The organism is Lachnobacterium bovis, from assembly GCF_900111325.1.
Taxonomy (GTDB): Bacteria; Bacillota; Clostridia; order Lachnospirales; family Lachnospiraceae; genus Roseburia; species Roseburia bovis_A.
This window is the reverse complement of sequence record NZ_FOGW01000006.1, coordinates 43,018-67,606: the sequence shown is the minus strand read 5'-3', so window position 1 is coordinate 67,606 and position 24,589 is coordinate 43,018. Positions and strand designations below refer to the sequence as shown.

At 31.0% G+C, this 24,589-nt stretch carries 22 protein-coding genes and 1 tRNA gene; 2 read left to right on the top strand and 21 right to left on the bottom strand.

The genetic code is table 11. From position 1 onward, the window contains the following. Window positions 1-6 precede the first annotated feature (6 nt). From BMY79_RS02895 to rimP, 4 genes are read right to left on the bottom strand one after another with little or no spacing between them, the layout of a single operon-like run. Complete coding sequence (locus BMY79_RS02895; protein WP_022748019.1) at window positions 7-306, bottom strand: L7Ae/L30e/S12e/Gadd45 family ribosomal protein; 300 nt, start codon at window positions 304-306, stop codon at window positions 7-9. Next, a complete protein-coding gene (gene rnpM / locus BMY79_RS02890; protein WP_022748017.1) occupies window positions 296-565 on the bottom strand; it encodes an RNase P modulator RnpM in 270 nt (89 codons plus the stop codon). The genes BMY79_RS02895 and rnpM overlap by 11 nt, the downstream gene beginning before the upstream one ends. 2 nt (window positions 566-567) lie before the next feature. After that, on the bottom strand, window positions 568-1,752 hold the full coding sequence (gene nusA, locus BMY79_RS02885; RefSeq protein WP_074730387.1) for a transcription termination factor NusA: 1,185 nt from the start codon (window positions 1,750-1,752) through the stop codon (window positions 568-570). Between the two features lie 33 nt (window positions 1,753-1,785). Continuing rightward, window positions 1,786-2,250: a ribosome maturation factor RimP gene (rimP, locus tag BMY79_RS02880; protein WP_022748015.1), complete on the bottom strand. Its 465-nt coding sequence runs from the start codon at window positions 2,248-2,250 to the stop codon at window positions 1,786-1,788. Between the two features lie 208 nt (window positions 2,251-2,458). Here rimP and BMY79_RS02875 point away from each other — a divergent pair. Then, window positions 2,459-2,530: transfer RNA gene (locus BMY79_RS02875), tRNA-Glu, on the top strand. Between the two features lie 225 nt (window positions 2,531-2,755). Here the strand turns inward: BMY79_RS02875 and galE are convergent. From galE to pheA, 8 genes are all read right to left on the bottom strand, one after another. After that, window positions 2,756-3,772: a UDP-glucose 4-epimerase GalE gene (galE, locus tag BMY79_RS02870; protein WP_022748013.1), complete on the bottom strand. Its 1,017-nt coding sequence runs from the start codon at window positions 3,770-3,772 to the stop codon at window positions 2,756-2,758. 527 nt (window positions 3,773-4,299) lie between these two features. Beyond that, complete coding sequence (rplT, locus tag BMY79_RS02865) at window positions 4,300-4,656, bottom strand: 50S ribosomal protein L20 (protein ID WP_022748012.1); 357 nt, start codon at window positions 4,654-4,656, stop codon at window positions 4,300-4,302. Between the two features lie 25 nt (window positions 4,657-4,681). Beyond that, a complete protein-coding gene (gene rpmI / locus BMY79_RS02860; protein WP_022748010.1) occupies window positions 4,682-4,879 on the bottom strand; it encodes a 50S ribosomal protein L35 in 198 nt (65 codons plus the stop codon). 19 nt (window positions 4,880-4,898) lie between these two features. After that, window positions 4,899-5,393: a translation initiation factor IF-3 gene (gene infC / locus BMY79_RS02855; protein WP_022748009.1), complete on the bottom strand. Its 495-nt coding sequence runs from the start codon at window positions 5,391-5,393 to the stop codon at window positions 4,899-4,901. Window positions 5,394-5,719: 326 nt separating this feature from the next. Continuing rightward, window positions 5,720-6,556: a Cof-type HAD-IIB family hydrolase gene (locus BMY79_RS02850; protein ID WP_022748007.1), complete on the bottom strand. Its 837-nt coding sequence runs from the start codon at window positions 6,554-6,556 to the stop codon at window positions 5,720-5,722. Window positions 6,557-6,607: 51 nt separating this feature from the next. Continuing rightward, the gene (locus BMY79_RS02845) at window positions 6,608-8,722 is read right to left on the bottom strand and encodes an RNA degradosome polyphosphate kinase (RefSeq protein ID WP_022748006.1); all 2,115 of its coding nucleotides are present in this window, start codon (window positions 8,720-8,722) and stop codon (window positions 6,608-6,610) included. Between the two features lie 10 nt (window positions 8,723-8,732). After that, window positions 8,733-10,271 carry a Ppx/GppA phosphatase family protein gene (locus BMY79_RS02840; protein WP_022748005.1) on the bottom strand — a complete coding sequence of 513 codons (1,539 nt, stop codon included), beginning with the start codon at window positions 10,269-10,271 and terminating at the stop codon, window positions 8,733-8,735. Between the two features lie 121 nt (window positions 10,272-10,392). Then, window positions 10,393-11,526 (bottom strand): prephenate dehydratase, encoded by a 1,134-nt coding sequence (gene pheA / locus BMY79_RS02835; protein ID WP_074730386.1) that lies wholly within the window; start codon window positions 11,524-11,526, stop codon window positions 10,393-10,395. A gap of 150 nt (window positions 11,527-11,676) precedes the next feature. On the opposite strand from pheA, the gene BMY79_RS02830 reads away from it, so the two are divergent. Then, a complete protein-coding gene (locus BMY79_RS02830; RefSeq protein ID WP_074730385.1) occupies window positions 11,677-12,699 on the top strand; it encodes a DUF5050 domain-containing protein in 1,023 nt (340 codons plus the stop codon). Window positions 12,700-12,817: 118 nt separating this feature from the next. Here the strand turns inward: BMY79_RS02830 and BMY79_RS02825 are convergent, their stop codons facing one another. From BMY79_RS02825 to BMY79_RS02785, 9 genes are all read right to left on the bottom strand, one after another. Next, entirely contained in the window at window positions 12,818-17,362 is a 4,545-nt protein-coding gene (locus tag BMY79_RS02825) for a PolC-type DNA polymerase III (protein WP_034230019.1), read from the bottom strand. A gap of 2 nt (window positions 17,363-17,364) precedes the next feature. Then, window positions 17,365-18,420 (bottom strand): flavodoxin-dependent (E)-4-hydroxy-3-methylbut-2-enyl-diphosphate synthase, encoded by a 1,056-nt coding sequence (gene ispG / locus BMY79_RS02820; RefSeq protein ID WP_022747999.1) that lies wholly within the window; start codon window positions 18,418-18,420, stop codon window positions 17,365-17,367. Window positions 18,421-18,438: 18 nt separating this feature from the next. Continuing rightward, complete coding sequence (gene rseP / locus BMY79_RS02815; protein WP_022747998.1) at window positions 18,439-19,587, bottom strand: RIP metalloprotease RseP; 1,149 nt, start codon at window positions 19,585-19,587, stop codon at window positions 18,439-18,441. A gap of 1 nt (window position 19,588) precedes the next feature. Continuing rightward, window positions 19,589-20,731, bottom strand: a complete 1,143-nt coding sequence (locus BMY79_RS02810) for a 1-deoxy-D-xylulose-5-phosphate reductoisomerase (protein ID WP_022747997.1) — start codon at window positions 20,729-20,731, stop codon at window positions 19,589-19,591. A 74-nt stretch (window positions 20,732-20,805) separates the two neighbouring features. Then, window positions 20,806-21,609 carry a phosphatidate cytidylyltransferase gene (locus tag BMY79_RS02805; RefSeq protein ID WP_074730384.1) on the bottom strand — a complete coding sequence of 268 codons (804 nt, stop codon included), beginning with the start codon at window positions 21,607-21,609 and terminating at the stop codon, window positions 20,806-20,808. Between the two features lie 74 nt (window positions 21,610-21,683). Then, window positions 21,684-22,421: an isoprenyl transferase gene (locus BMY79_RS02800; RefSeq protein ID WP_022747994.1), complete on the bottom strand. Its 738-nt coding sequence runs from the start codon at window positions 22,419-22,421 to the stop codon at window positions 21,684-21,686. A gap of 85 nt (window positions 22,422-22,506) precedes the next feature. Further along, the gene (gene frr, locus BMY79_RS02795; RefSeq protein ID WP_022747993.1) at window positions 22,507-23,061 is read right to left on the bottom strand and encodes a ribosome recycling factor; all 555 of its coding nucleotides are present in this window, start codon (window positions 23,059-23,061) and stop codon (window positions 22,507-22,509) included. 16 nt (window positions 23,062-23,077) lie between these two features. Further along, window positions 23,078-23,773 (bottom strand): UMP kinase, encoded by a 696-nt coding sequence (pyrH, locus tag BMY79_RS02790; protein WP_022747991.1) that lies wholly within the window; start codon window positions 23,771-23,773, stop codon window positions 23,078-23,080. A 13-nt stretch (window positions 23,774-23,786) separates the two neighbouring features. Beyond that, the gene (locus tag BMY79_RS02785; protein WP_022747990.1) at window positions 23,787-24,584 is read right to left on the bottom strand and encodes a polymer-forming cytoskeletal protein; all 798 of its coding nucleotides are present in this window, start codon (window positions 24,582-24,584) and stop codon (window positions 23,787-23,789) included. Between the last annotated feature and the right edge of the window lie 5 nt (window positions 24,585-24,589).

Genomic DNA, 24,589 nt, shown 5'->3' with positions numbered 1-24,589 from the left:
AATTTTTTAATCTATAGTTTTTAGTATTGCATTAGCCAAATTCTCATCTGTCACGGCAATACTTGCTCTAAATTCTTTTCCAATACATTGACCTAATTCGTCTTTATTAGATAATTCAACATACTTTACTTCATAAAATTCTGTAGAATTTCTAAATTTTTTCTTTGTATTCTCAGAAGCATCTCCTGCTACAATAACTAGATATGCTTTAAATTCTTTAATAGCTTTTTCAGTAGAAAATTCTCCACTTACAATTTTTCCAGCTTTTGCAGCAATTCCAATCATGGATAATGTCCTATTTTGCATTTCTTATCTCCTTTTCAAGACTATCGTATGTCTCACATGAAATAGCTGATTTCAATGTCTTTTCTAGGCCTTTATTTTTTTTAGCTTTAGAAAAACATTCGACATTGTTACAAATATATGCACCACGTCCATTTTTTTTGCTAGTCATATCGACAACGATTTCATCTTCTGGAGTTTTAATCACCCTAATTAATTCTTTCTTAGGGAACATTTCTCCACAACCTACGCATCGTCTTAAAGGTATTTTTTTATTTGCCATTTTTACTCCTCGAATTCATCATAGAAGCCTTCGTCAAATGAATCTACTTCACTAAAATCTTCTGATGTTTCTACTTTTTCATTTAAGAAATCATCATTTACTTCATTTTCCTCTTCATATTCATGTTCATAATCAAGTAAATCGCCAGATTCTCTTGCTTGTGTTTCACTCTTAATATCAATTTTAAATCCTGTAAGTCTAGCAGCTAATCTAGCATTTTGACCTTCTTTACCAATTGCTAATGATAACTGATAATCTGGTACAACTACTTTTGCTGTTTTTTCTTCATCATCAGCGATAACTGAAATAACTTTTGCTGGGCTAAGAGCATTCTGGATTAAAATTGCTGGATTCTCGTTCCATGTAACGATATCAATTTTCTCGCCACGAAGTTCTTCAACGATAGCGTTAACTCTTGCACCATTCATACCAACGCATGCACCAACTGGATCAACATCTGGATTATTAGAGTATACTGCAATTTTAGTTCTGCTTCCAGCTTCTCTTGCAATAGCTTTGATTTCTACAATGCCATCTTTTACTTCTGTAACTTCTGATTCGAACAATCTCTTAACTAATTCTGGATGTGTTCTTGATACTAAGATCTTAGGTCCTCTATTTGTTGTTTTAACTTCTAAAATATAAACCTTAATTCTTTCTGTTGGATTGAAAACTTCACCTTTTATCTGCTCATTTTCAGTTAAAATAGCATCAGCCTTACCTAAATTAATACTTACGTTTCTTCCAAGATATCTTTGAACTACACCTGTTACAACTTCTTTTTCTTTGCTGTAATATTCATCAAAAACAGCTTTTCTTTCTTCTTCTCTGATTTTCTGTAAAATTACATTCTTAGCAATTTGAGTAGAAATTCTACCAAATTCTTTAGATTTAACTTCTACATTAACCATATCACCAAGATTATATGCTCCATCAATATTGTGAGCATCTGATAATGATATTTCACAAACTGGATCCATTACTTCTTCAACAACTTCTTTTACTTGATAGCAATGGAATGTTCCTGTTTCTTGATTTATAAAAACTTTAACATTTTCAGATGTACCGAAATGATTTTTACATGCTGTTACTAAAGATGTTTCAATTGCCTCTAAAAGAGTATCCTTACTAATATTTTTTTCCTTTACTAATATATTCAACGCATCTAATAACTCGTTATTACTCATTTTTTTATATCCTCCTAAATATGTTATCTAATGCTAAAAATCTATGTATTCTCTGATTAAGGCAATATCTGCTTTTGCAAAAATCAACTCATTGTCATCTTCAACAATAGTCACTGTATCTTTGTCATATGCCTTTAATATACCTGAAAATTCCTTACGACGTTCAATCATACGATATGTCTTAATTTCTACCATTTTATTGAGATTACGCACATAATCTTTTTCTTTTTTTAACGGTCTGCCTAATCCCGGCGAACTAACTTCAAAAATATATGATTCTTCTATATAATCTTCTCTGTCAAGTATCTCGTTCATCTCACGAGCAACTGCTTCACAGTCATTAACAGAAATTCCACCTTCTTTATCAATATAAGCTCTTAAATACCAGGTGCTACCTTCTTTTACAAATTCAACATCCACTAGTTCAAAGCCCATTCTTTCAACTATTGGCATAATCAATTCTGTTGTTTTATCTTCATAAACTTTGCCTCTTGCCATCTATCTGCACCTCTTTTCTTTTCATCATAAAAGTTCGTTCTAGTCAAAACTAAGAACGAACTTGCCTAATACATAAATTGAGAGAGGAAATCTTCCTCTCTCAACACAATTAACTCTCTTGTTATATATTAACACTTTATATATTAAAAAGCAAGTTTTTTTTAAGATATACTTGCATTTATTTTTAATGCATGATATAATCATTAACGGTTCGTTGGTCAAGCGGTTAAGACGCCGCCCTCTCAAGGCGGAATCACGGGTTCGATTCCCGTACGAACTGCTGCTATTTATTATTTTGAATAGCCCAACCCGATAAGAAACACATAGTATACGCTATGTGTTTTTTATTTTCTAGAACTCCAAATGATAAATATAAACAAATATGAAATTTAAATGCGCATAAATAAACCCTACAAAGATTTTTGCAATTATCTTTGTAGGGTTTTGTACTAGTATTTTTGTATTAAACTTTTTTGTGTTAATTGCTTTGCATTAATGATTTCAATTAATCTTCATATCCGTTTGGATTGTTCTTCTGCCATCTCCATGCATCTTCACACATTTCTTTTATTCCATTTTCTGCTTTCCAGCCCAATTCTTTTTCTGCCTTTGTTGGATCACAATAGCAAGTTGCAATATCTCCTGAACGTCTTGGTTTGATTTGGTAAGGAATTTTAATGCCATTTGCCAATTCAAAATTCTTAACAATATCAAGAACGCTATATCCATGTCCTGTTCCAAGATTATAAATAGATAATCCTGCATTTTCTTTAAGTTTATTTAAAGCCTTAACGTGACCTTTTGCTAAATCTACAACGTGAATGTAATCCCTTACACCAGTTCCATCTGGAGTATCATAATCATTACCAAATACTCCTAATTCTTTCAACTTACCAACTGCAACCTGAGTAATGTAAGGCATTAAGTTGTTTGGAATACCATTTGGATTCTCACCCATTGTTCCACTCTTATGAGCACCAATTGGATTGAAATATCTTAATAGAATTACATTCCATTCATTATCAGCTTTCTGGATATCTGATAAAACTTGTTCAAGCATAGACTTTGTCCATCCATAAGGATTTGTACACTGTCCTTTAGGACACTCTTCTGTAATAGGAATCTGTTTTGGCTCCCCATAAACTGTTGCTGAAGATGAAAAAATAATATTTTTGCAATTATGTTTTCTCATTACATCAACTAATACTAATGTGCCTGTTATGTTATTCTCATAATATTCCCATGGTTTTTGAACAGACTCACCAACAGCTTTTAATCCTGCAAAATGAATACAACTGTCAATGTTTTCCTTTTCAAAAACTTCTTCAAGTCTATCTCTATCTAAGATATCACCCTTATAAAATTTTACTTCTTTTCCAGTAATATTTTTTACTCTATCCAAAGACTGTACTGATGAGTTAGATAAATTATCATACACTACCACTTCATAGCCTGCTTGTAATAATTCAACGCAAGTATGACTTCCGATATATCCAGCTCCACCTGTTACTAATATTGCCATAATTTAATCCTCCTGTACATTTTCATTGCACTTATTAGTTTACATCATAAAAAAATATTTGTATAGTAAAAATATTCATATAAATAAAAAACTAAAACAATATATATATGTCAACATGCCAAAGAAACAATAAATAACAACTATAAAACTTGAAAGTAGTAGCAAAAATACACAAAACAAAGCCTATACACCAAAACATCCGTAGTACCAGCAATAAAAATAAACGAAATATGCAATGATAATATTTATTAAAAATTCAATAACAAACAAACAATAAAAAACAATTTCAGACGCAATAAAGCCACAGCTATGTAAGCTGTGGCTTTATATGTATTCACGGATTAAGGTTTTCAAGTTATATTAGTACGGATATAACCTGTTAAAAATATTCATTTCTCATCATCTAAAATTCATCATCTATTTTAATGCATTTCATATTCTCACTATTTTTCATCATCATCTTTAAAGCAAGAATATGAAATAACATAAGCTAATCAAATTTATATAATCTTATCTATATAATATAATTAAGCAATTTTTTCTTTAGCGATCTCAGCTAATGAAGCAAATCCAGCTGCATCAGAGATAGCCATTTCAGCTAATACTTTTCTGTTTAAGTCGATGTTAGCTAATTTAAGACCATACATGAATTTGCTGTATGATAAACCGTTCATTCTAGCTGCTGCGTTAATACGAGCAATCCATAACTGACGGAACTGTCTCTTTCTCTGTTTACGTCCTGCATATGATGTAGCTAATGCTCTCATTACAGACTGTTTTGCTACTCTATATTGTTTAGATCTAGCGCCTCTATAACCTTTTGCTAATTTTAATGTTCTATTATGTCTTTTTTTAGCGCCTAAACCGCCTTTAACTCTTGCCATTATGTGTTTCCTCCTTAACCTAATCTTACAAATATGGTAAAATTTTCTTCATGTTCTTGATATTTGTTGAATCAGTCATAGCTGGTTTTCTAAGACTTCTTTTAAGTTTTGTAGTTTTCTTTGTTAAAATATGTCTTCTGTAAGCTTTATTTCTCTTTAATTTACCTGTTCCAGTTAATTTGAAACGTTTTGCTGCTGCTCTTTTAGTCTTAATTTTTGGCATTTTAAAATCCTCCTTAAAATTATCTTTTTTCAGATAATACCATGCTGATACTTCTGCCTTCTACCTTTGGTGCTTTTTCAACAACCGCAATTTCAGAAAGCTGTTCAGCAAAATCATCTAAGATATGTTTGCTATTATTCATGTGAGCCATCTCACGACCGCGGAAGCGCAAAGTAACTTTAACCTTATTTCCCTTAGCTAAGAATTTCTTTGCTGCATTCATCTTTGTATTTAAGTCATTTGCTTCAATATTAGGTGAAATACGAATTTCTTTTACTTCAACAGTCTTCTGTTTCTTTTTAGCGTCCTTCTCTTTACGAGCTAATTCGTAACGATATTTTCCGTAATCAATCACCTTACATACAGGTGGCTTTGCATTTGGTGCGATTTTAACTAAATCTAATCCAGCTTCATCTGCAATCTTCTGAGCTTCTCTCGCTGACATTACTCCGATTTGTTCACCGTCTGCACCTACTACACGTACTTCTTTATCTCGTATCTGTTCATTTATCATTAATTCGCTAATGGTTTTGCACCTCCAAAAAAAATAGTGGATAGAAAGACTATCCACTACAGTAATTCCACAACATAATCGATGTTTGAAATATTAACTCTAAGTCATCTAATCATGCTTAGGTGAGAGTGGATACTCTACTTGTTTTTCTAACAACTCGTATACGATAACATATATTTAATGTTTTGTCAACACTTTAATACATATTTTTTCATGTTTTATTTGTACTAATAATACAATTGATATTATATCATAAAAAAATATCGTGTCAAGATAATATTACAAATTTTAAACATTCATTTCTATCTCTACACATCAAAAAACTTTTAAGCATTTGCTCCTATCTTTGCATCTTGAAAAATATATTTTTCAATTACTTCAGCAATCGCATCATTGTTATTATCATTTTCTGTGATAGAATCAGCAATAACTAACACATCATCAAAAGCATTTGCCATTGCAATTCCACAACCTGCTGTCAAAAGCATTGGAATATCATTTCTCTCATCTCCTACAGCAACCGTATCCTTTAAAGGAACGTTTAGGAAATTGCATAAAACTTTGATTCCTGATCCTTTTGTAATATTCTTTGGGCAGTACTCTAAATATTCTTTACAAGAGAAGAAACTATTCATATGCAAACTTGTCCAATCGTAATTATCTTCTCTAAATTTTTCTAATTTACCAGTATGATCAAAATCAGCAAGTAGTACCTTTCTAGGCTCTTTAGAAATTGCCGAAACAATATCATTTTTTATAGAATAAGCCATACCACTTTTTTCTGCATATAAATCTAAATCCTTAGTATGCTCAAGAGCTATTATGTCATTTCCCTGGTATGTCTGGACATGAATTCCGGCTTCTTTTGCAGCATCAAATAATCTAAAAACATCCTCCACTGGAATACTATGTTCATCGATAATTTTATCAGCTGCCAAATCATATACAATTGCACCGTTATAACAAATCATAAAACATCCAGGTTGATTAAGACCTAAATCCGTTGCTACATTTCTACCGCTTTCAATTGCTCTTCCCGTACAAATAACAAAATAATGCCCCTCATCTAACATTCTTTGAATTGCTTGTCGATTGACTTCTGAAATTGTTTTGTCATCACATAAAAGCGTTCCGTCTAAATCTGAAAATAAAATCTTTCTCATAGTTCTTCCCCCATTTTAGTAAGTTATTTAGTCTATAAAGTTACATGTATATCATTCAGTCGGAATAAATACACGCCCAACCGATAATGAGTCTTTTTTTACTAAGCTTTTTGCTTCTTTACAAAAAGTAATTTGAGAATTAACAGCTTTTCTCCCTCTCCTATTTACTTTGACATATTCCCCATTAGGTAATAATACTTTTGCTTTTACATTATCCATTAATTCTATGTTCAAAATATGTTTGACTCTTTCTTTTAATTCAGAATCAATAACTGGAAATACAATTTCAACCCTCCTATCGAGGTTTCTTGGCATCCAATCCGCGCTTCCCATAAATATATCTTCCTCTCCTCCATTGAAAAAATAAAAAATTCTACTATGTTCAAGGAAATTTCCCACTATAGAACGGACTGTAATATTATCGCTAACACCTGGAATACCAACTTTGAGACAACATATTCCTCTAACTATAAGATCTATTTTTACACCCGCAGCCGATGCCATATATAAAGTTTTTATGATTTCTTTGTCGCAAAGTGAATTCATTTTTGCAATTATATGACCTTCTAAGCCATTTTTCACATTATTTATCTCACGTTTTATAAGATACAAAAATTTATTTCTCAGCCAATATGGTGCTAAAACCAGCTCGTTCCAAGATAATGGTTCAGAGTATCCTGAGAGCATGTTAAATACTGCTGTTGCATCCTCTCCTATAGATTCCTTACATGTAAAAATACCACAATCTGTATACACCTTAGCTGTAGAATCGTTATAATTGCCTGTTCCTAAATGCACGTAACGTCGTATACCTTCTTCTTCTCTTCGAACAACTAATGCTATTTTACTATGTGTTTTCAACCCTACTAGACCATATATAACATGGCAACCTGCTCGTTCTAATTTTTTGGCCCATACAATATTATGTTCTTCATCAAAACGTGCTTTTAATTCTACTAAAACTGTAACCTGCTTTCCATTTTCAGCCGCTTGAGCAAGATATGTTATAATCGGAGAATTACCACTTACTCTATAAAGTGTCTGTTTAATTGCTAAAACCTTAGGATCTGCTGCTGCTTGTCTAATAAAATCTACAACAGGTTGAAAAGATTGATATGGATGATGAATTAAAATATCACCTTCCCTAATATTTGCAAAAATATTTTTATCATTTTTCATTTCTAATACCTGTTGTGGAATATATTTTTCATATTTTAAATTATCATACCCCTTTATATCATACAACTTAGACAAAACTGTAAGATCTATAGGTCCTGGTATTTTAAATATTTCTTCGTTATCAAGTTTTAGCTCTTTTCTTAATATTCCTAACAACTTATCATCTATTTTATTTTCAACTTCAAGTCTAATAGCCTCTCCCCATTGTCTTAGTTTTAACTTATTTTGAATTTCTAGTAACAAATCAGAAGCTTCATCCTCATCAATTGTAAAATCTGCATTTCTCATTACTCGATAAGGATATGCACACAAAATTTTATAATTAGAAAATAATTTATCAAGATTTCTTTCTATTATTTGCTCTAACAATATAAAAGTTCTTTCATCACCATCTTCATTCGGAATTGTAACTAATCTATTAAGTCCTCCAGGAACTTGAACTGTTGCAAACATAGCCTCTTCTTTTTCTTTATTACTTTTTAAAAGTGCTGCAATATTTAAAGTCTTGTTTCTTATCAATGGAAATGGTCTTGACGCATCCACTGCCATTGGTGTTAAAACAGGATACACATTATCCATAAAATAAATATCAACGAATTCCTTTTGAGCCTCGTTTAATTTTTCATGCTCGTTGATTAGATTAATCTTATTTGATTTTAATAAAGGTACTAACGAGTTTGTAAATGTTGAATACTGGGCCTTAGCAAATTCTCTCGTTGCCTTATTTATGGCATCTAACTGTTCTGTTGCAGTCATCCCAGCTATATCTTTTTTGCGATATTCAGCATTAACCATATCTTTTAAAGATGCCACTCGAACCATATAAAATTCATCTAAATTAGATGATGTAATACTTAAAAATTTCAATCTTTCTAATAGAGGAATGCTTTTATCACGAGCTTCTTCTAAAACTCTTTTATCAAATTTTATCCAGCTAAGTTCTCTATTTTCATAATATTGTGTATTATCAAAGTTGATTTTTTCCATATCACACCTCCTAATCTTCTTCTAAATAGACTCTCTTTTCTTTTAAAATAGGTTTTAAACTAAATACATTTTCAAAATATTCCGTCTTATCATCAAATAATGTTTGTTCTAACGAAATATCTTCAAAACTTTCGACTTTTATAATTAATTCTCTTTCCTTAATAGAAATTTTTATATTAGAAAATTTTTGTTTGTGGCTTTGATCTAATGCATTAGCAACTCTTAAAATTGCAGATAATTTTGCTACAACAAGATATGCATCATGATCTAATTTTTGAGACAAGTACTCGAACTCATTTAGCTGATACGTATTATATAGTATTGTTAACGCAACGATTTTTCTTTCAAGATGAGTTAATCCCATAATTTCCGAAGACATAACAATATAATATGCACACTGTGGAGAATTTAACAAACTTATGTATTTTCCACAATCATGCAATATGGCCGAAACTTGTAATAGTAATCTTTCTCTTTTTCCTAAACCATGATTTTTCTTCATTGTATCAAATATCTTAACCGACAATTTACAAAGTGCATCTATATGTGGCGAATAACTATTATATCTTCTAGATAACTCTTTTGCTGTAGATAAGATATCTTTTTCAAAATCATGTGTCACCTTAATTAATTTATTTTTTTCAGCATAGTTATATGCTATACCATCATTTATATTAGCTCCAGGAACATAAACCTCTTTAGATTTAACTGATAATGCAAGATTCTTAAACAACAAAATTGCAGGCAAAACAAAAGGATCACTTTCATTTGCTAGATTTAGCTCCTTAGAAATTTCCTCAACTGTTTTTTTTTGAATTTTCGAAATATATTTAACAAATTTTTCTGTTTTTACAACATTTTCTTTATTATTCTTATCAACTTTTCTAATAACTTCAGTTGCATAATCTCCCATAATAACAATATTTTCGACTATACATTCATAAAGTGATGTAAAAGTTTCTAATTTCTTAATAATATATTCTTCCATCTGTTTACAATATGAAGAATACGTAATACCTCTATTATCTAGTAACGTTCTTATTTTCATCGTTCCTAAACCAATGTGTTGTGTCGTGACTAATTCGCCGTCTCTAAATAATGTAACCTGTGTACCTGAGCCTCCTATATCAACAACTGCTGCCGAATCTTTAATTATCTTATCAAACCCTGCCCGACCTGCAACAGATTTATAGCTAATAAATCTATGTTCAGAATTATTGATGACTTTTATCGAAAAGCCTGTACGTAAGTAAATTTGGTTCAGCACAAACGTAGCATTTGTTACTTCTCTTAAAACTGCAGACGCATAAATTTCATACTCGTCTACTTTATATCCATTAATTATCTTTGAAAAATCAGATAATTTAGAGCATAGTTCTTCAACCGCCTCATATCCTAGACGTTTTTTCGAAAAAGCTTCTTTGCCTAATTCTATATGATAACGGATATTATCAATCTTTTTTATTCTCTTTTTATATGAAATTTCATATATGTTAAGACTTATTTCGTATGAACCAATATAAATTGCTGCAAATGTATGAATGTCCAAACTATGCACCTCATTTCTTCATTAAAATAAAAAGATGTCTTAATTTAATTATAGCTAATCTCTAGCTAAAGTTCTATAAATTTATAAAAAAATAGTAAGAAAATCACCCAAAAATTAATATTTAATAATTACCAAGAATTCTAAATGAAACCGCATCCTCTTTTAATGCAACCAAAGCATTTATTACAGCTGAATCATCTAAATTTCCTTCAAAATCAACAAAAAATCTATACTTCCAATTTTTTTCTTTTATTGGTCTTGATTGAATCATGTTCATATTCAAATTATTGTAAATAATATGTGAAAGCATATGATATAAGGAACCACTTTCATGTGGTGCTTCAAAACAAACACTAATTTTTTTTGCATTTTTACTATATATTTTTTGGTTTGTAACAATTATAAACTTAGTATAGTTCTCTTTATTGTCTTGAATTGACTCTTGCAAAATATCTAAATCATATATTTCAGCTGACGATTTACTTGCTATAGCCGCTTGCGTATAATCATCATCTTCTTTAATTTTCCTAGCTGCCATTGCTGTATTCTTCATTGAAATCTTATTCAAATTTTTATGTGAATCCACAAAATTTTGACATTGCATAAATGCTTGTGGATGTGAATAAATCTTTTTAATTTGTTCTATTTTAGAACCCTTTTTTCCTAATAAAGAATGTTCTATCTTAATAATTTGCTCACCCACAATAAAATTATCATACTCAACTAATAAATCAAAATTTTCTGCTACAATTCCAGCACTTGAATTTTCATATGGAAAAACAGCATAATCCGCTTCGTTATTTTTTAGTGCTTCCATAGCTTCCTTCCATGTATTAACATGAAAATTATCACAATTTTCGCCAAAATATTCTTTCATTGCAAGTTCAGTATAAGCTCCCGAAACACCTTGAAAAACAATTTTTGAATTACTAAAATCTAATTCATCAAGAGCTTTAAAATTTGGTTTTTGAATCTGTCCTTTTTCCGTTAATAATTGATATTGTCTTTCACGACTCATCGACATAATCTGCTTATATAAATCTATTATGCAATTTTTGGTATATTCAGACGACGCTAAATCACCAACTTTTTGCAATTTGATTTTTTCTCGTTCTTTGTCTAAAACTGGCTTATGATTTTCTATTTTATACTTAGCAACTCGTTCTGACATCCTCATTCTTGCTTCGTATAACTCCACTATTTTACTATCAATTTCATCAATTTCATTTCTTATTTTTATTAAATCTTCTTTCATTATACTAAAGTCCTTTTTTATATTTTTCGAAATAGTAATAGAGTTTAGTGTTTCGTTACACTAACCCCATCTTATATCTAAAATAATATTACATTATTAAGTTATTTACAAGTTATTATTTTTTATATTCCTTTTAGGAGGTACCCTACTATGAAAAAAAAGATAAAAACTATAATCGGATTGGTTATTTTAATTATTATCGTTGGAATCTGTCTTTTTGCGTTTTTTAATACACGAAAAAAGAAAATCACAAAAATGAATACTTCTTTTGTAAACGGAAATACCGGTGGAAATTTATATAATGCAGGTCTTTTTTGCGAATCCGATGGTGTAATTTATTTTGCGAATCCTCGTGACGAATTTAAATTGTACAAAATGAATTCCGATTTAACTAATCCTGAAAAAATAAATGATGATACAATTATGTACATAAACGCAGACAGCAATTACCTCTATTACGTAAGAAATAACACCAAGTCGGATAATGATTATTCTTTCTTTTCATATAATAACAACAGCCTTTGTCGAATCGATAAAGTAAAACCGAGTAAAGCCTTAATTTTAGACAAAGATCCCTGTATTTATGCTTCTTTGCTAGGTAATTACATTTATTATTTACACTACGATGATGAAAATGCAACTTCCCTTTACAAAGTTTGCATTGATGGTACAAATAGACAACAGGTAATGCCAACATATATTTTTACTTGTAGTGCAAGAGAGGAAGCGTTTTATTATAACAATACTGAAAAAAATGGAGATTTATATAAATTCAGTACAAACACCGATACTTCTACACTTTATTACAATTGTAATTGTTACCGACCAATAGTTGACAAAAATTCAAATATTTATTACATGGACGTTGATAATAAATATTCTTTAGTTAAAGCAACTCCTGGTGGAAAACCTAAAACAATTATAAAAGATCGTGTCGATTGCTATAATGTAAGTGATACACTTGTAATTTACCAAAAAAATGATGCATCTCATCCTGGATTATACTATAAGGATTTGACCAAAAATGAAGAACCTCACGAAATAAAAATGGGTATTTTTAAGAACATACACATAACTTCAAAATACTATTTCTTTACCGATTATTCATCTAAAGAAGTTTACTATGCACCTGTTAATGCACCTGAAAACTTCAAAATTTTCTTAAGTAAATAAATAAAAAATCGCAAGTTGATGTCAACCTAATAAAGGAAACATTACCTTGCGATTTAATATTTTAACATATTAATTCATTAATACTTTTCTGTTTTTATATTGTTTTAATGTTTTTATTTTATGCGAAATCAAATAATGATAATTGATTAGATTCTGGGATATCACCTAAGAGCCCCATTTCTGCCATTTTATCACACACTTTTTGTGGAACTTTTGTCCTATCTTTAAAATCATCTTTTGATAAATATGGACCATTTTTTGACGCTTCTGCTATATTAATTGCAGCATTTTCGCCTAAGCCATCTATTGTATCAAAAGCTGGCATCAATTTACCATCTATTATTTGAAAACGGTTAGGTTTAGCCACATACACATCTATTGGCATAAATTCAAAACCTCTTGCATACATTTCCTGAACAATTTTCATATCTTTATACGTATCTTGTTCTTTTTTAGATAAATCTGAATTTTTTTCATATTCATCCATATAGCTTTCTAGTTTTTCTTGTCCCATACACATTAATTCATAATTAAACGCAGTCGCTCTAATAGAAAAATATGCGGCATAATATGCAAGTGGATAATAAACTTTACAATAAGCAATTCTCCACGCCATCATAACATACGCAGCGGCATGAGCTTTAGGGAACATGTATTTAATTTTTTCACATGACCACAAATACCAATCTGGCACTCCATGATCTATCATATCTTGTTTCCATTCATCCCATTCTGCACATTTTTTTCCAGCAATTCTTCCCTTTCGAACAGCTTCCATTATCTTAAACGCTTCTTCTGATTCTAAACCTTTTTGAATCAAATATGTCATTATGTCATCACGAGTACAAATTGCTGTTGAAATTGTTGCTTTTCCTTCTTGAATCAGTGTTTGAGCATTTCCTAGCCAAACGTCGGTACCATGTGATAATCCTGAAATACGAATTAAATCAGAGAATTCTTTGGGTTGTGTATCTCGAAGCATTCCCATCGCAAAATCTGTACCAAACTCTGGAATACCTAATGCTCCTAAATCACATCCTCTTATCTGTTCCGGTGTCACACCAAGAGCGCTCGTATTTTGGAAAAGGGACATAACTGCCTTATCATCTAATGGAATCTCTGTTGGATCTAAACCTGTCAAATCCTGCAACATCCTAATCATAGTTGGATCGTCGTGTCCAAGAATATCTAGTTTAAGCAAATTATGATCAATTGAGTGATAATCAAAATGTGTCGTTGTGATATCAACCGTCATATCATTTGCTGGATGCTGAATTGGCGTAAAAGTATATATTTTTTCTCCCATTGGCAAAACAACAATTCCTCCTGGATGTTGTCCTGTTGTCCTTCTTACTCCGACACATCCTTGAACAATTCGTTCAATTTCACATACTCTTTTATGTATTCCACGCTCTTCATAATAATTTTTTACAAAACCAAATGCTGTTTTTTCCGCTAATGTACCAATTGTACCAGCTTTGTAGGTCTGACCTTCTCCAAAAATAATCTCTGTATATTTATGCGCTTTACTTTGATATTCTCCTGAGAAATTTAAATCAATATCAGGCTCTTTGTTTCCCTTAAAACCTAAGAATGTTTCAAACGGTATATCAAATCCATCCTTTGAAAGTGGTGTTCCACAAACTGGACAATTTTTATCTGGCATATCACATCCTGCTCTACCTGCAAATGATTTTACCGTTTCTGAATCAAAATCACTATATTTACAATTTGGACACACATAGTGCGCATGTATTGGATTTACCTCCGTTACACCAGACATCGTTGCTACAAATGAACTACCTACCGAACCACGCGAACCTACTAAGTATCCATCTTCATTCGACTTCCACACAAGTTTTTGCGCAATGATATACATTACGGCATAGCCATTAGAAATAATAGAATTTAATTCTCTATCTAGTCTTTCTTTTACAACTGGTGGTAAATTTTCTCCATACATTTTATGTGCCTTGTTATAACATATATCTCTAAGCATCTGATCTGAATTTTCAATAACTGGAGGGCATTTATCAGGTCTAACTGGAGAGATTTTTTCACACATATCAGCTATTTTGTTTGGATTAGTTATAACAATTTCTTCTGCCTTTTGGCTACCTAAATATGAAAACTCGTTTAACATTTCTTCTGTTGTGTGAAGATAAAGTGGCGGTTGGTTATCCGCATCTTTAAATCCTTTACCTGCCATAATAATTCTTCTATACACTTCATCTTCAGGGTCCATAAAATGAACGTCACATGTTGCAACAACTAATTTATTAAATTCCTCACCAAGTTTAACTATTCTTCTGTTATAATTTCGTAAATCTTCTTCTGTTTCGGCTGGATATTTCTCATCCTCTAACATAAAATGATTGTTTCCTATAGGCTGAACCTCTAAGTAATCGTAAAAATTTACTAATCTTGCAATTTCTTCGTTTGGTCTTCCTCCAACGATTGCTTTAAAAAGCTCACCCGCTTCACATGCTGATCCTATTAATAAGCCATCTCGATATTTAATGAATTCACTTTTAGGAATTCTAGGTCTCTTATGATAATAAATTACGTTAGAATCAGACACTAATTTGTATAAATTAGTACGTCCCTGATCACAAGTAGCTAAAATAATTGCATGATATGTTGGCATTTTTCTAATTGTTTCTATTGAAGAAGTGCCCGCTTTATTTACTTTATCAAGAGTATCTAAGTCTCTATTTTTTAGCATTTCAATAAATTTTACAAATATTTCTGCTGTACATTCTGCGTCATCAACTGCTCTATGATGATGATCTAATGAAACACCCACAGCTTTTGCAACTGTATCTAGTTTAAATCTGTTAAGCGTTGGTATTAACATTCTTGCTAATGCAACTGTATCTATAATTGTTGGATTAAATTCAATATTTTGCAGTTTACAATTATGTTTTATAAAGCTCATATCAAAATCTGCATTATGCGCTACCATTATTGCATCCCCACAAAAATCAAGAAATCTTGGCAAAACGCCTTCTATCACATCAGCATTAACAACCATACTATCATTTATTGAAGTTAATTCTTCAATTCTAAATGGTATTGGTTCCTTCGGATTTACAAAAGTAGAGAATCTATCGATTATCTTTCCGTTTTCTACTTTTACCGCACCTATTTCAATAATTTTATTATTTTCCGGACTAAATCCTGTTGTTTCTAAGTCAAAAACTACATATGTTTCATCTAATGTTTGATTTTTAGAATCCACAATAATGTCTTTGGTATCATCAACTAAATACGCTTCTACTCCGTAAATTACTTTAAAATCAGTATCACATCCTTCTACAGCATGATTCGCGTCAGGAAAAGCTTGAACATCCCCATGATCTGTTATCGCAATTGCTTTATGCCCCCATTTCATTGCTCTTTTTACCAAATCTTTTACATCTGTTACACCATCCATATCACTCATTTTTGTATGACAATGTAACTCAACACGTTTTTCAGGTGCAGTATCTACTCTTTCCACTGTAAAATCATTCAATTTTTTTATTCCAATTATATTTGTAATTGCAACGTCATTATCGTATTTGTCTAGGGCTGCATTACCTTTAACTTTAATAAATGCACCTTTTTTGATATATGACAATAAGTCATCTAACTGATCATTTCTTACAAAAGCTTTTACTGCAATCGAATCTGTAAAATCTGTGATTTTAAGTATAACAATATTTTTTTCATTACGAATTTCTCTTGTTTCAACTGATAAAATTTTACCTCTTACAACTACTTCGCCAATTGGTTGATCTAATTTTTCAATTGAAATTGATTCTTCATCAAAGTCTCTTCCATATACAACATCAGGATTATTTGATTTTTTGTATCTTTCAAATCGTTTATTTTCGCCTTTTGCAAATTTAGTTTTCTGAGCATTTGCGGTTGAAGAATTCTTAGTAACTGTTTCTTGTTTTTTCGAAGTTGAACTAGTTGATGCATCTGCTTTAGCTCCATTATGTGATTCAACCTTTGTATTATCATTTTTAGTAATAATATTTTGATTATTATTGTTACCCTTTTCAATATCACTATCTTTGTTTTTATTGCTAGCGATATTTGTTCTTTCAACGATATGTGCTACTTCTTCCTGAATTTGCTTTTCGCTATTTATTCTATATTTGCTTTCTTTTGGATGCTTATAAGATGGATTTATTATTAAATCAAATCCACATCTTTCACAAATAACCTTTTCTAAAAAATTTATAATCTCATCTTTTCTAGTTTTAGCTATTATAGTCTCCTCTAGGACAAGTGTCATATGCTTTTCATCGGTAAAGGAAACATCCGCTTTTCGTAACAGATTTCCCTCTAATATGCTGTATTCACTTAATTCATCATAGATGCTTTCTTTATATATTTCAAATAATTTTTGAGCATTATATTGACTTGACAATGTAAAACTCTCAATTATATTTACTTCAATATTATTTTTAGGAAAAAGTTGTTTCTTTATTTCGTTTTCAATCAAATGAATATCTTTTTTAAAAATTAACCTTGTAGAATGTAAATAAATGCGAATCCGACTATTGTCACGATTCGCACTTACTTTTGTTACATCAGCTTCTGTCATTAATGCATTTACACTATTATCTTTTATCTTTAAGGTTGGAAAAACATCAAAAAATTTCTTCAATTTTATTCTCCCCAATGATCTAATTCATTTTTAAGTTCCGCTAAAAGTTCATTCTCTGGAACCTTTTTAAAGATTTCACCATGCTTAATGATTAAACCTTCGCCTTTACCACCTGCAACACCTAAATCAGCTTCTTTTGCCTCACCTGGTCCATTTACAACGCAGCCCATTACGGCAACCTTTATATCTAATGGATAATTAGCAACTAATTCTTCAACTTCGTTTGCAAGCTTAATTAAATTTATCTGTGTTCTGCCACATGTTGGACAAGAAACAACCTCTATGCCACCTTTTCTAAGACCTAATGTCTTCAAAATCAGTTTGGCTGTAATTATCTCTTGCTCTGGATCACCTGTTAGAGAAACTCTAATTGTATCACCAATTCCTTCATTTAAAATAATACCTAATCCAATTGATGACTTAATATTTCCTCTCAAGAGTGTTCCAGATTCTGTTATACCAACATGAAGTGGATAATTAGTTTTATTAGCTATTAATTCATGTGCCTTAACACTCATTAAAACATCTGATGATTTAATACTAATTACTAAATTGTCATATCCTAATCCTTCAATCAAGTGAACCTTATCTAGTGCACTTTCTACAAGTCCTTCAGCTGTAACACCTGAATATTTTTCAACTATATTTTTTTCTAATGAGCCAGAATTAACTCCAACTCTTATTGGAATATTTTTTTCTTTTGCTGCATCAACAACAGCCTTTATTTTATCTATATTACCAATATTACCTGGATTAATTCTAATTTTATCTGCACCATTTTCTATAGCTAATAATGCTAATCTATAGTCAAAATGAATATCTGCAACTAAAGGTATGTTAATTTGTTTTTTTATTTCTTTAATAGCATATGCTGCTTCTTTAGTTGGAACAGCACATCTGATAATATCACAACCAGCTTTTTCAAGTCGTTTTATTTGCTCTACAGTTGCTTCAACATCTTCTGTTTTGGTATTTGTCATAGACTGAATCAATATTGGATTATTACCACCTATAACTTTATTACCAATTTTTACAACTTTACTATTTTTTCTCGACATATAAACTGCCTCCAAAATTTATATAACAATTTTTCTAATGTCATTAAACATTACTAATACCATTAACCCCAACAATAATGCAATTCCTACGAAGTTAATTAATCCTTCTTTTTCTCTATCAACTTCTTTTTTGAATACCTTTTTCATGATAGCTTCAATTATTAAAAAGAATAATCTTCCACCATCAAGTGCAGGAATTGGTAATAAATTCATTACACCCAGATTAACTGACAATAAGGCTGCATAACTTAATAAAAACAAAATTGCAACTTGCATCCCACCTTGGGCTTTTGTCTCATTATAATTACTGCCCATGTCTTTTACAATTCCAACTGGGCCGCTCATCTCATTAGCACTAACCTTTCCTGTAACTAAAAGCTTCAAACTACTAATTGTTGTGTCTACATAATACTTACATTTATAAACTGAATGAATTGTAGCATCTAATATATTAGGATTCTTTTTCACTGCTCCACCTGCAATACCGTACAAATACTGCTTAGTTTTTTTATCATATTTTGGAGCAATCTTTACCTCTGAAACTTTTCCTTTTCGTTCAATTTTTAAATCTATTTCTTTGTTAGGATGAAATACCCTGTATGTTGATAATTCCGAAAAGAAATGTATATTCTTTCCGTCAATACTGATTATATCATCACCTGGTTGTATATTAGCTTCGGCAGCCGCAGAACCTTTAGATACCCCAACAATCTTAGTTGTATCATATCCTGATGCCATTATAACAATTATCAAGAAAACAAATGCCATAATGAAATTAAAAAAAGGACCTGCGAACACAATGCTCATTCTCCCAAGAATAGATGCATCATTAAATGATCTTCCAACATCTTTATGCTCATCCACTTGTATACTTTCTTTCGAGCCTATAATTTCTTCTTGGACATTTTGGGAAGTGTTACGAAGTGTATCAGTCCCCTCTGCTTCGCTACTTTCGCCGTCTTCTCCCTCCATTACACACGCTCCGCCAAATGGAAGGAGTTTGATTGAATACAACGTTTCTCCTTTTCTTATACCAAAAAGTGTTGGACCTAATCCTAACGAAAATTCATTTACTTTTACATTATTTAATTTTGCAAATAAAAAATGTCCTAATTCATGAAATAAAACAATTACACCAAATACAATTATTGCAATTACTATACTCATTTTACCACCTTTCTTCTATATAACTGTATGTTTCTTTCTCAGTCATAAGAATATCTTCTAATTTAGGTGTATCAATAAATTTCACATTTTCCATGCTTGATTGTATAATCTCTACTATGTCTAAATATTTTATTTTATTGTTCAAAAACATAGCAACAGCTTTTTCATTGGCAGCATTAAAAATAGTTGGCATATTACCACCTTTTTCAATTGCATCATATGCAAGCGCCAAACCCTTAAATGTATCTAAATCAGGTTTTTCAAAAGTAAGCTGACCTAATTCAAATAGATCTAATCTTTTTCCTGATAAATTTCGTCTTAATGGATAATACAACGCATACTGAATTGGCAATCTCATATCAGGTGTTCCTAACTGAGCAATAACCGCACCATCTTCATACTCAACCGCTGAATGAACTACACTTTGTGGATGAACTAAAACTTGAATCTGTTTAGCATCAACTCCAAAAAGCCATTTTGCTTCCATCACTTCTAAGCCTTTATTCACTAGAGTAGACGAATCAATTGTTATTTTTTTACCCATTGACCAATTTGGATGATTAAGAGCATCTTCAATACGTACTTTTTTCAAATCCTCTAAAGTTTTTCCTCTAAATGGTCCGCCTGATGCTGTAAGAAGAATTTTACTTATTTTATTAAAATTTTCTCCATTTAATGATTGGAAAATAGCACTATGTTCACTATCGACTGGTAAAATCTTTACACCATTTTCTCTAGCAAGTGGCATTATTATATGTCCTGCCGTAACTAATGTTTCTTTATTTGCTAATGCAATATCCTTTTTTGCTTTTATTGCAGCAATTGTTGGTCTAATTCCTAACATTCCAACTACTGCAGACACAACAATATCTGCTTCCTTAATAGTTGCAACTTCTATAAGACCTTCCATTCCAGATCTTACCTTGACATCTAAATCTTTAATAGCGACTTCTAATTCTTTAGCCTTTTTGGAATCAAATACGCAAACTAATTTAGGTCTAAATTTTCTGATTTGCTCTTCTATAATATCAATATTTCCTCTACAAGATAGAGCAACTACATTTATATCTCCTTGTTCCTCTACAACTTCTAATGTTTGCTTTCCTATAGAACCTGTAGAACCTAGTATCGCAATATTTCTCACTTTGGTTCTCCTTTATTCATTATAATTCCTATAACAATGTAATCCCGATATTTTTAATACTAAACTTTCTATTATTAAAGCATATAATGTGCTAAATAATAAATAATAGGAGCTGTAATAATCATACTATCAAATCTATCAAGAATTCCACCATGACCTGGAATTAATTTTCCATAATCTTTAACATCATAATTTCTTTTAATAGCTGACGCTGTCAAGTCTCCAATCATAGAAACTAATGCCGCAATCGCTGAAACAGCTGCTAAAATTATGATTTCTCTTGTATCACTACACATCTTATTTTTGAAAATAGATGTATAAATTACTGTCAAAACAACAGTACCTAACACTCCACCAACTGCACCTTCTATCGATTTTTTAGGGCTTAATTTTGGTGACATCTTATGTTTTCCAAATAATTTTCCTGCACAATATGCACATGTATCACATCCCCAAGAACAAATAAAAATTAAAAATGCAATGTATAGTCCATTATTTACTTGATTTCTAATTTGATATACATATGAAAGCATTACTGCAACATAGAAAATACCAAAGAAACTCATCGAAACTTGATTTGCTTTATATTTAGGATATGTAAAAACATAAACAAACATTGTCAAAATCATGGTTACCATAAAAATCAATACTACATCACTTACAAAGTGCCATTTGAAATTACTATAAAATGCTACCGCCGATGCATAACCAACAAATCCAAGTAATTTATTTTGAATTTCAAATATGCGGTAAAGTTCAAACATTCCAACTAATGAAATTGCCATAGTTGAAAATAGTAGCAAATCACCCCCAATTGTAATTAAAATTATCGAAAGCAGAACTAATATTATTCCACTAATAAGTCTTGTTTTAAACATTAATTTTGTCTCCTTAAAACATTTTTTGCATAATATATTCTATTATATAACATTCTGCAAAAAAATAAAATCACTTACTCTTCTATTTTACCAAATCTTCTATCTCTTTTAGTATATTCCTTAACTGCTAATAATAAATCTTCTTCATGAAATGCTGGCCAAGGTGTATCTGTAAAATAAAACTCACTATATGCTAACTGCCATAACAAATAATTTGATAGTCTCTGTTCTCCGCTTGTTCTGATCATTAGATCAGGATCCGGAATATCTTTCGTATCTAAATAAGAAGAAAATAATTTTTCGTCAATGCTTTCTTTTTTTAAAGATCCATTTTCAATATCAACTGTCATTTTTTTAAATGCTCGAATCATTTCATCTCTACTACCGTAATTAATTGCAATTGTTAAATTAAGTCCTGTGTTTTTTGATGAAACTTCTTCTAATTCCTTGATTTTTTCTTGAAATTTAGCTGTAAGTCTTGTTTTGTCACCAATAACTCTAACTCTCATATTATTTTTATTTGCAGTTTTAATACATGTTGAGAGATAATTTCCTAATAACTTCATTAATGCTTTTACTTCACCATCTGGTCTATTCCAATTTTCAGTTGAAAATGCATATAAAGTTAAATATTTAATTCCTAAATTATTTGCAGCCTCACATACTCTTTCTACGTTTTTTGCTCCAACTGTATGTCCGTATGTTCTAGGTCTTCCCTGGCTTTTTGCCCATCTTCCATTTCCGTCTAAAATAATTGCTACATGATTTGGAATTTTTAAATTATCCTTAATTTCATTATAATTATTAGTCATTAAATTTTCTCCTTATGTAGAAAGTGGGGCATGTACATACAATGCCCCACCAGTCTATATTTTCACTTTATAAAGTTATCAAATATTAAACTGTCATGATTTCTTTAGCTTTTACTTCAACAGCAGCATCAATTTTCTTGATAAATTCATCTGTTAATTTTTGAGCACTATCTTCTAAATCTTTGATTTCATCCTCAGAAATATCGCCTTCTTTGCTAAGCTTTTTAAATGAATCCTTTGCATCTCTTCTAATATTTCTGATAGCAACTTTTGCATCTTCACCTTTTTTCTTAATATCTTTTGCAAGATCTTTACGTCTTTCCTCTGTTAATTCAGGGAAAACAAGGCGTACTACTTTACCATCATTTGTTGGATTTAATCCTAAATCTGATACTAAGATAGCTTTTTCAATTTCTTTTACAAGTGAAGCTTCCCATGGCTGGATTTGAATCATTCTTGGTTCAGGAACCGAAACGTTAGCCACCTGATTAAGTGCTGTTGGTGTTCCGTAATAATCTACACGAATTCTATCAAGTACATGTGGATTAGCTCTTCCTGCTCTAATTGACGCATATTCTTCTTCAAGATTTTTTAAGGATTTCTGCATCTTTTCTTTGTATAAATTAAGTCTTTCATCCATTATGAATTTCCTCCTACTAAACTGTCACTTTAGTACCATTAAAATCTCCTGTTACGGCTTTAACGATACCATTTTCTTCATTTAAACCAAATACATACATTGGCATTTTATTTTCCATGCACATAATAGATGCTGTTAAATCTATTACCGCAAGTTTTTTTTCAATTACTTCATCAATAGAAATTTGATCATATTTTCTAGCATCTGGATTAATTTTTGGATCACTATCATATACTCCATCAATTGCCTTTGCTAAATAAATTCCTTCTGCTTCAATTTCAATTGCTCTTAAAACAGTAGCAGTATCAGTTGAGAAATAAGGATGTCCTGTACCACCTGCGAAAAGAACAACCATATTTTTCTCAAAATATTTGTTTGCACGATCTTTTGAAAATAACTTAGTCATTGAACCACATTCAAAAGGTGTAAGAACTGCAGTTTTTAAACCAACTGAACGTAAAATTTCAGAAACATAAATACAGTTCATAACTGTAGCTAACATACCGATTTGATCTGCTTTTGTACGATCAATTGTTTCGCTACTTCTACCTCTCCAAAAGTTACCTCCTCCGATAACAATACCAACTTGTGTTCCTTGTTCTACAACTTCTTTAATTTGTTTAGCTACTACAGTTACTGTAGCCTCATCAAATCCTTGATGCTTATCACCCGCAAGTGCTTCACCACTTAATTTTAATAAAATACGTTTCATTTTTATTACCTCTTTAGTTTACTCCGAATAAGCCTTGAACATCTAATTCCGCGTAAGTCTGTGAACAAAAGCCTTCTATTACAGCACCATTATTAATCTGAACTGTACGAGATTTAATATTACCCATGACAACTGCCGATGTATCAACTACAACAGGACCTTGAACATCTATATCACCTTTTACAGCACCTGCTATTACAGCAGAAGTTGCAGATATATTTCCAATAATTACAGAACCAGCACCAATTTTTACTGTTCCTGTACTTACTATTTCTCCCTCAACTTTTGCAGCATCAGAGAAAAACTCTGCACTATTACTATTTCCGATAATTGTACCTGTGACATTCAATTTACCATTGCATGCAACATTTCCATTTATCTGTCCCTGGATATCAAACGAACCAGTTGTCTGAATATCTCCAACTAATGTTGTACTAGTAGTAATAACTGATACATCATCAGAAGCCTCTCCTGTCAATTCAATAAATTGTGATTTAGTTCTATCATCTTCAATTCTTTCCTCGTTATTTTTTACTAATGGATTTTCTTCTATTCTAGATTGATTATTCATTTTGTTTGCCCCTGTTGAAACAGCTGAACCATTCTTTTTTTCTTGCTCATTAACCTGTTCAAGCAAACCATCTAGCTTTGACAATTCTGATTTTAAATCGGTGCTTTCAGATGTCATTTTATTTTTTACAACATCTAACTCAATTGTTTTTGTAGTCTTTTCATTTTTCTTTTCATCCACCGATGCAATTTCGTTAACTGACTGTGAAAAATCATCTTTAAAATCTTTAAAAAGTCCCATTTTCA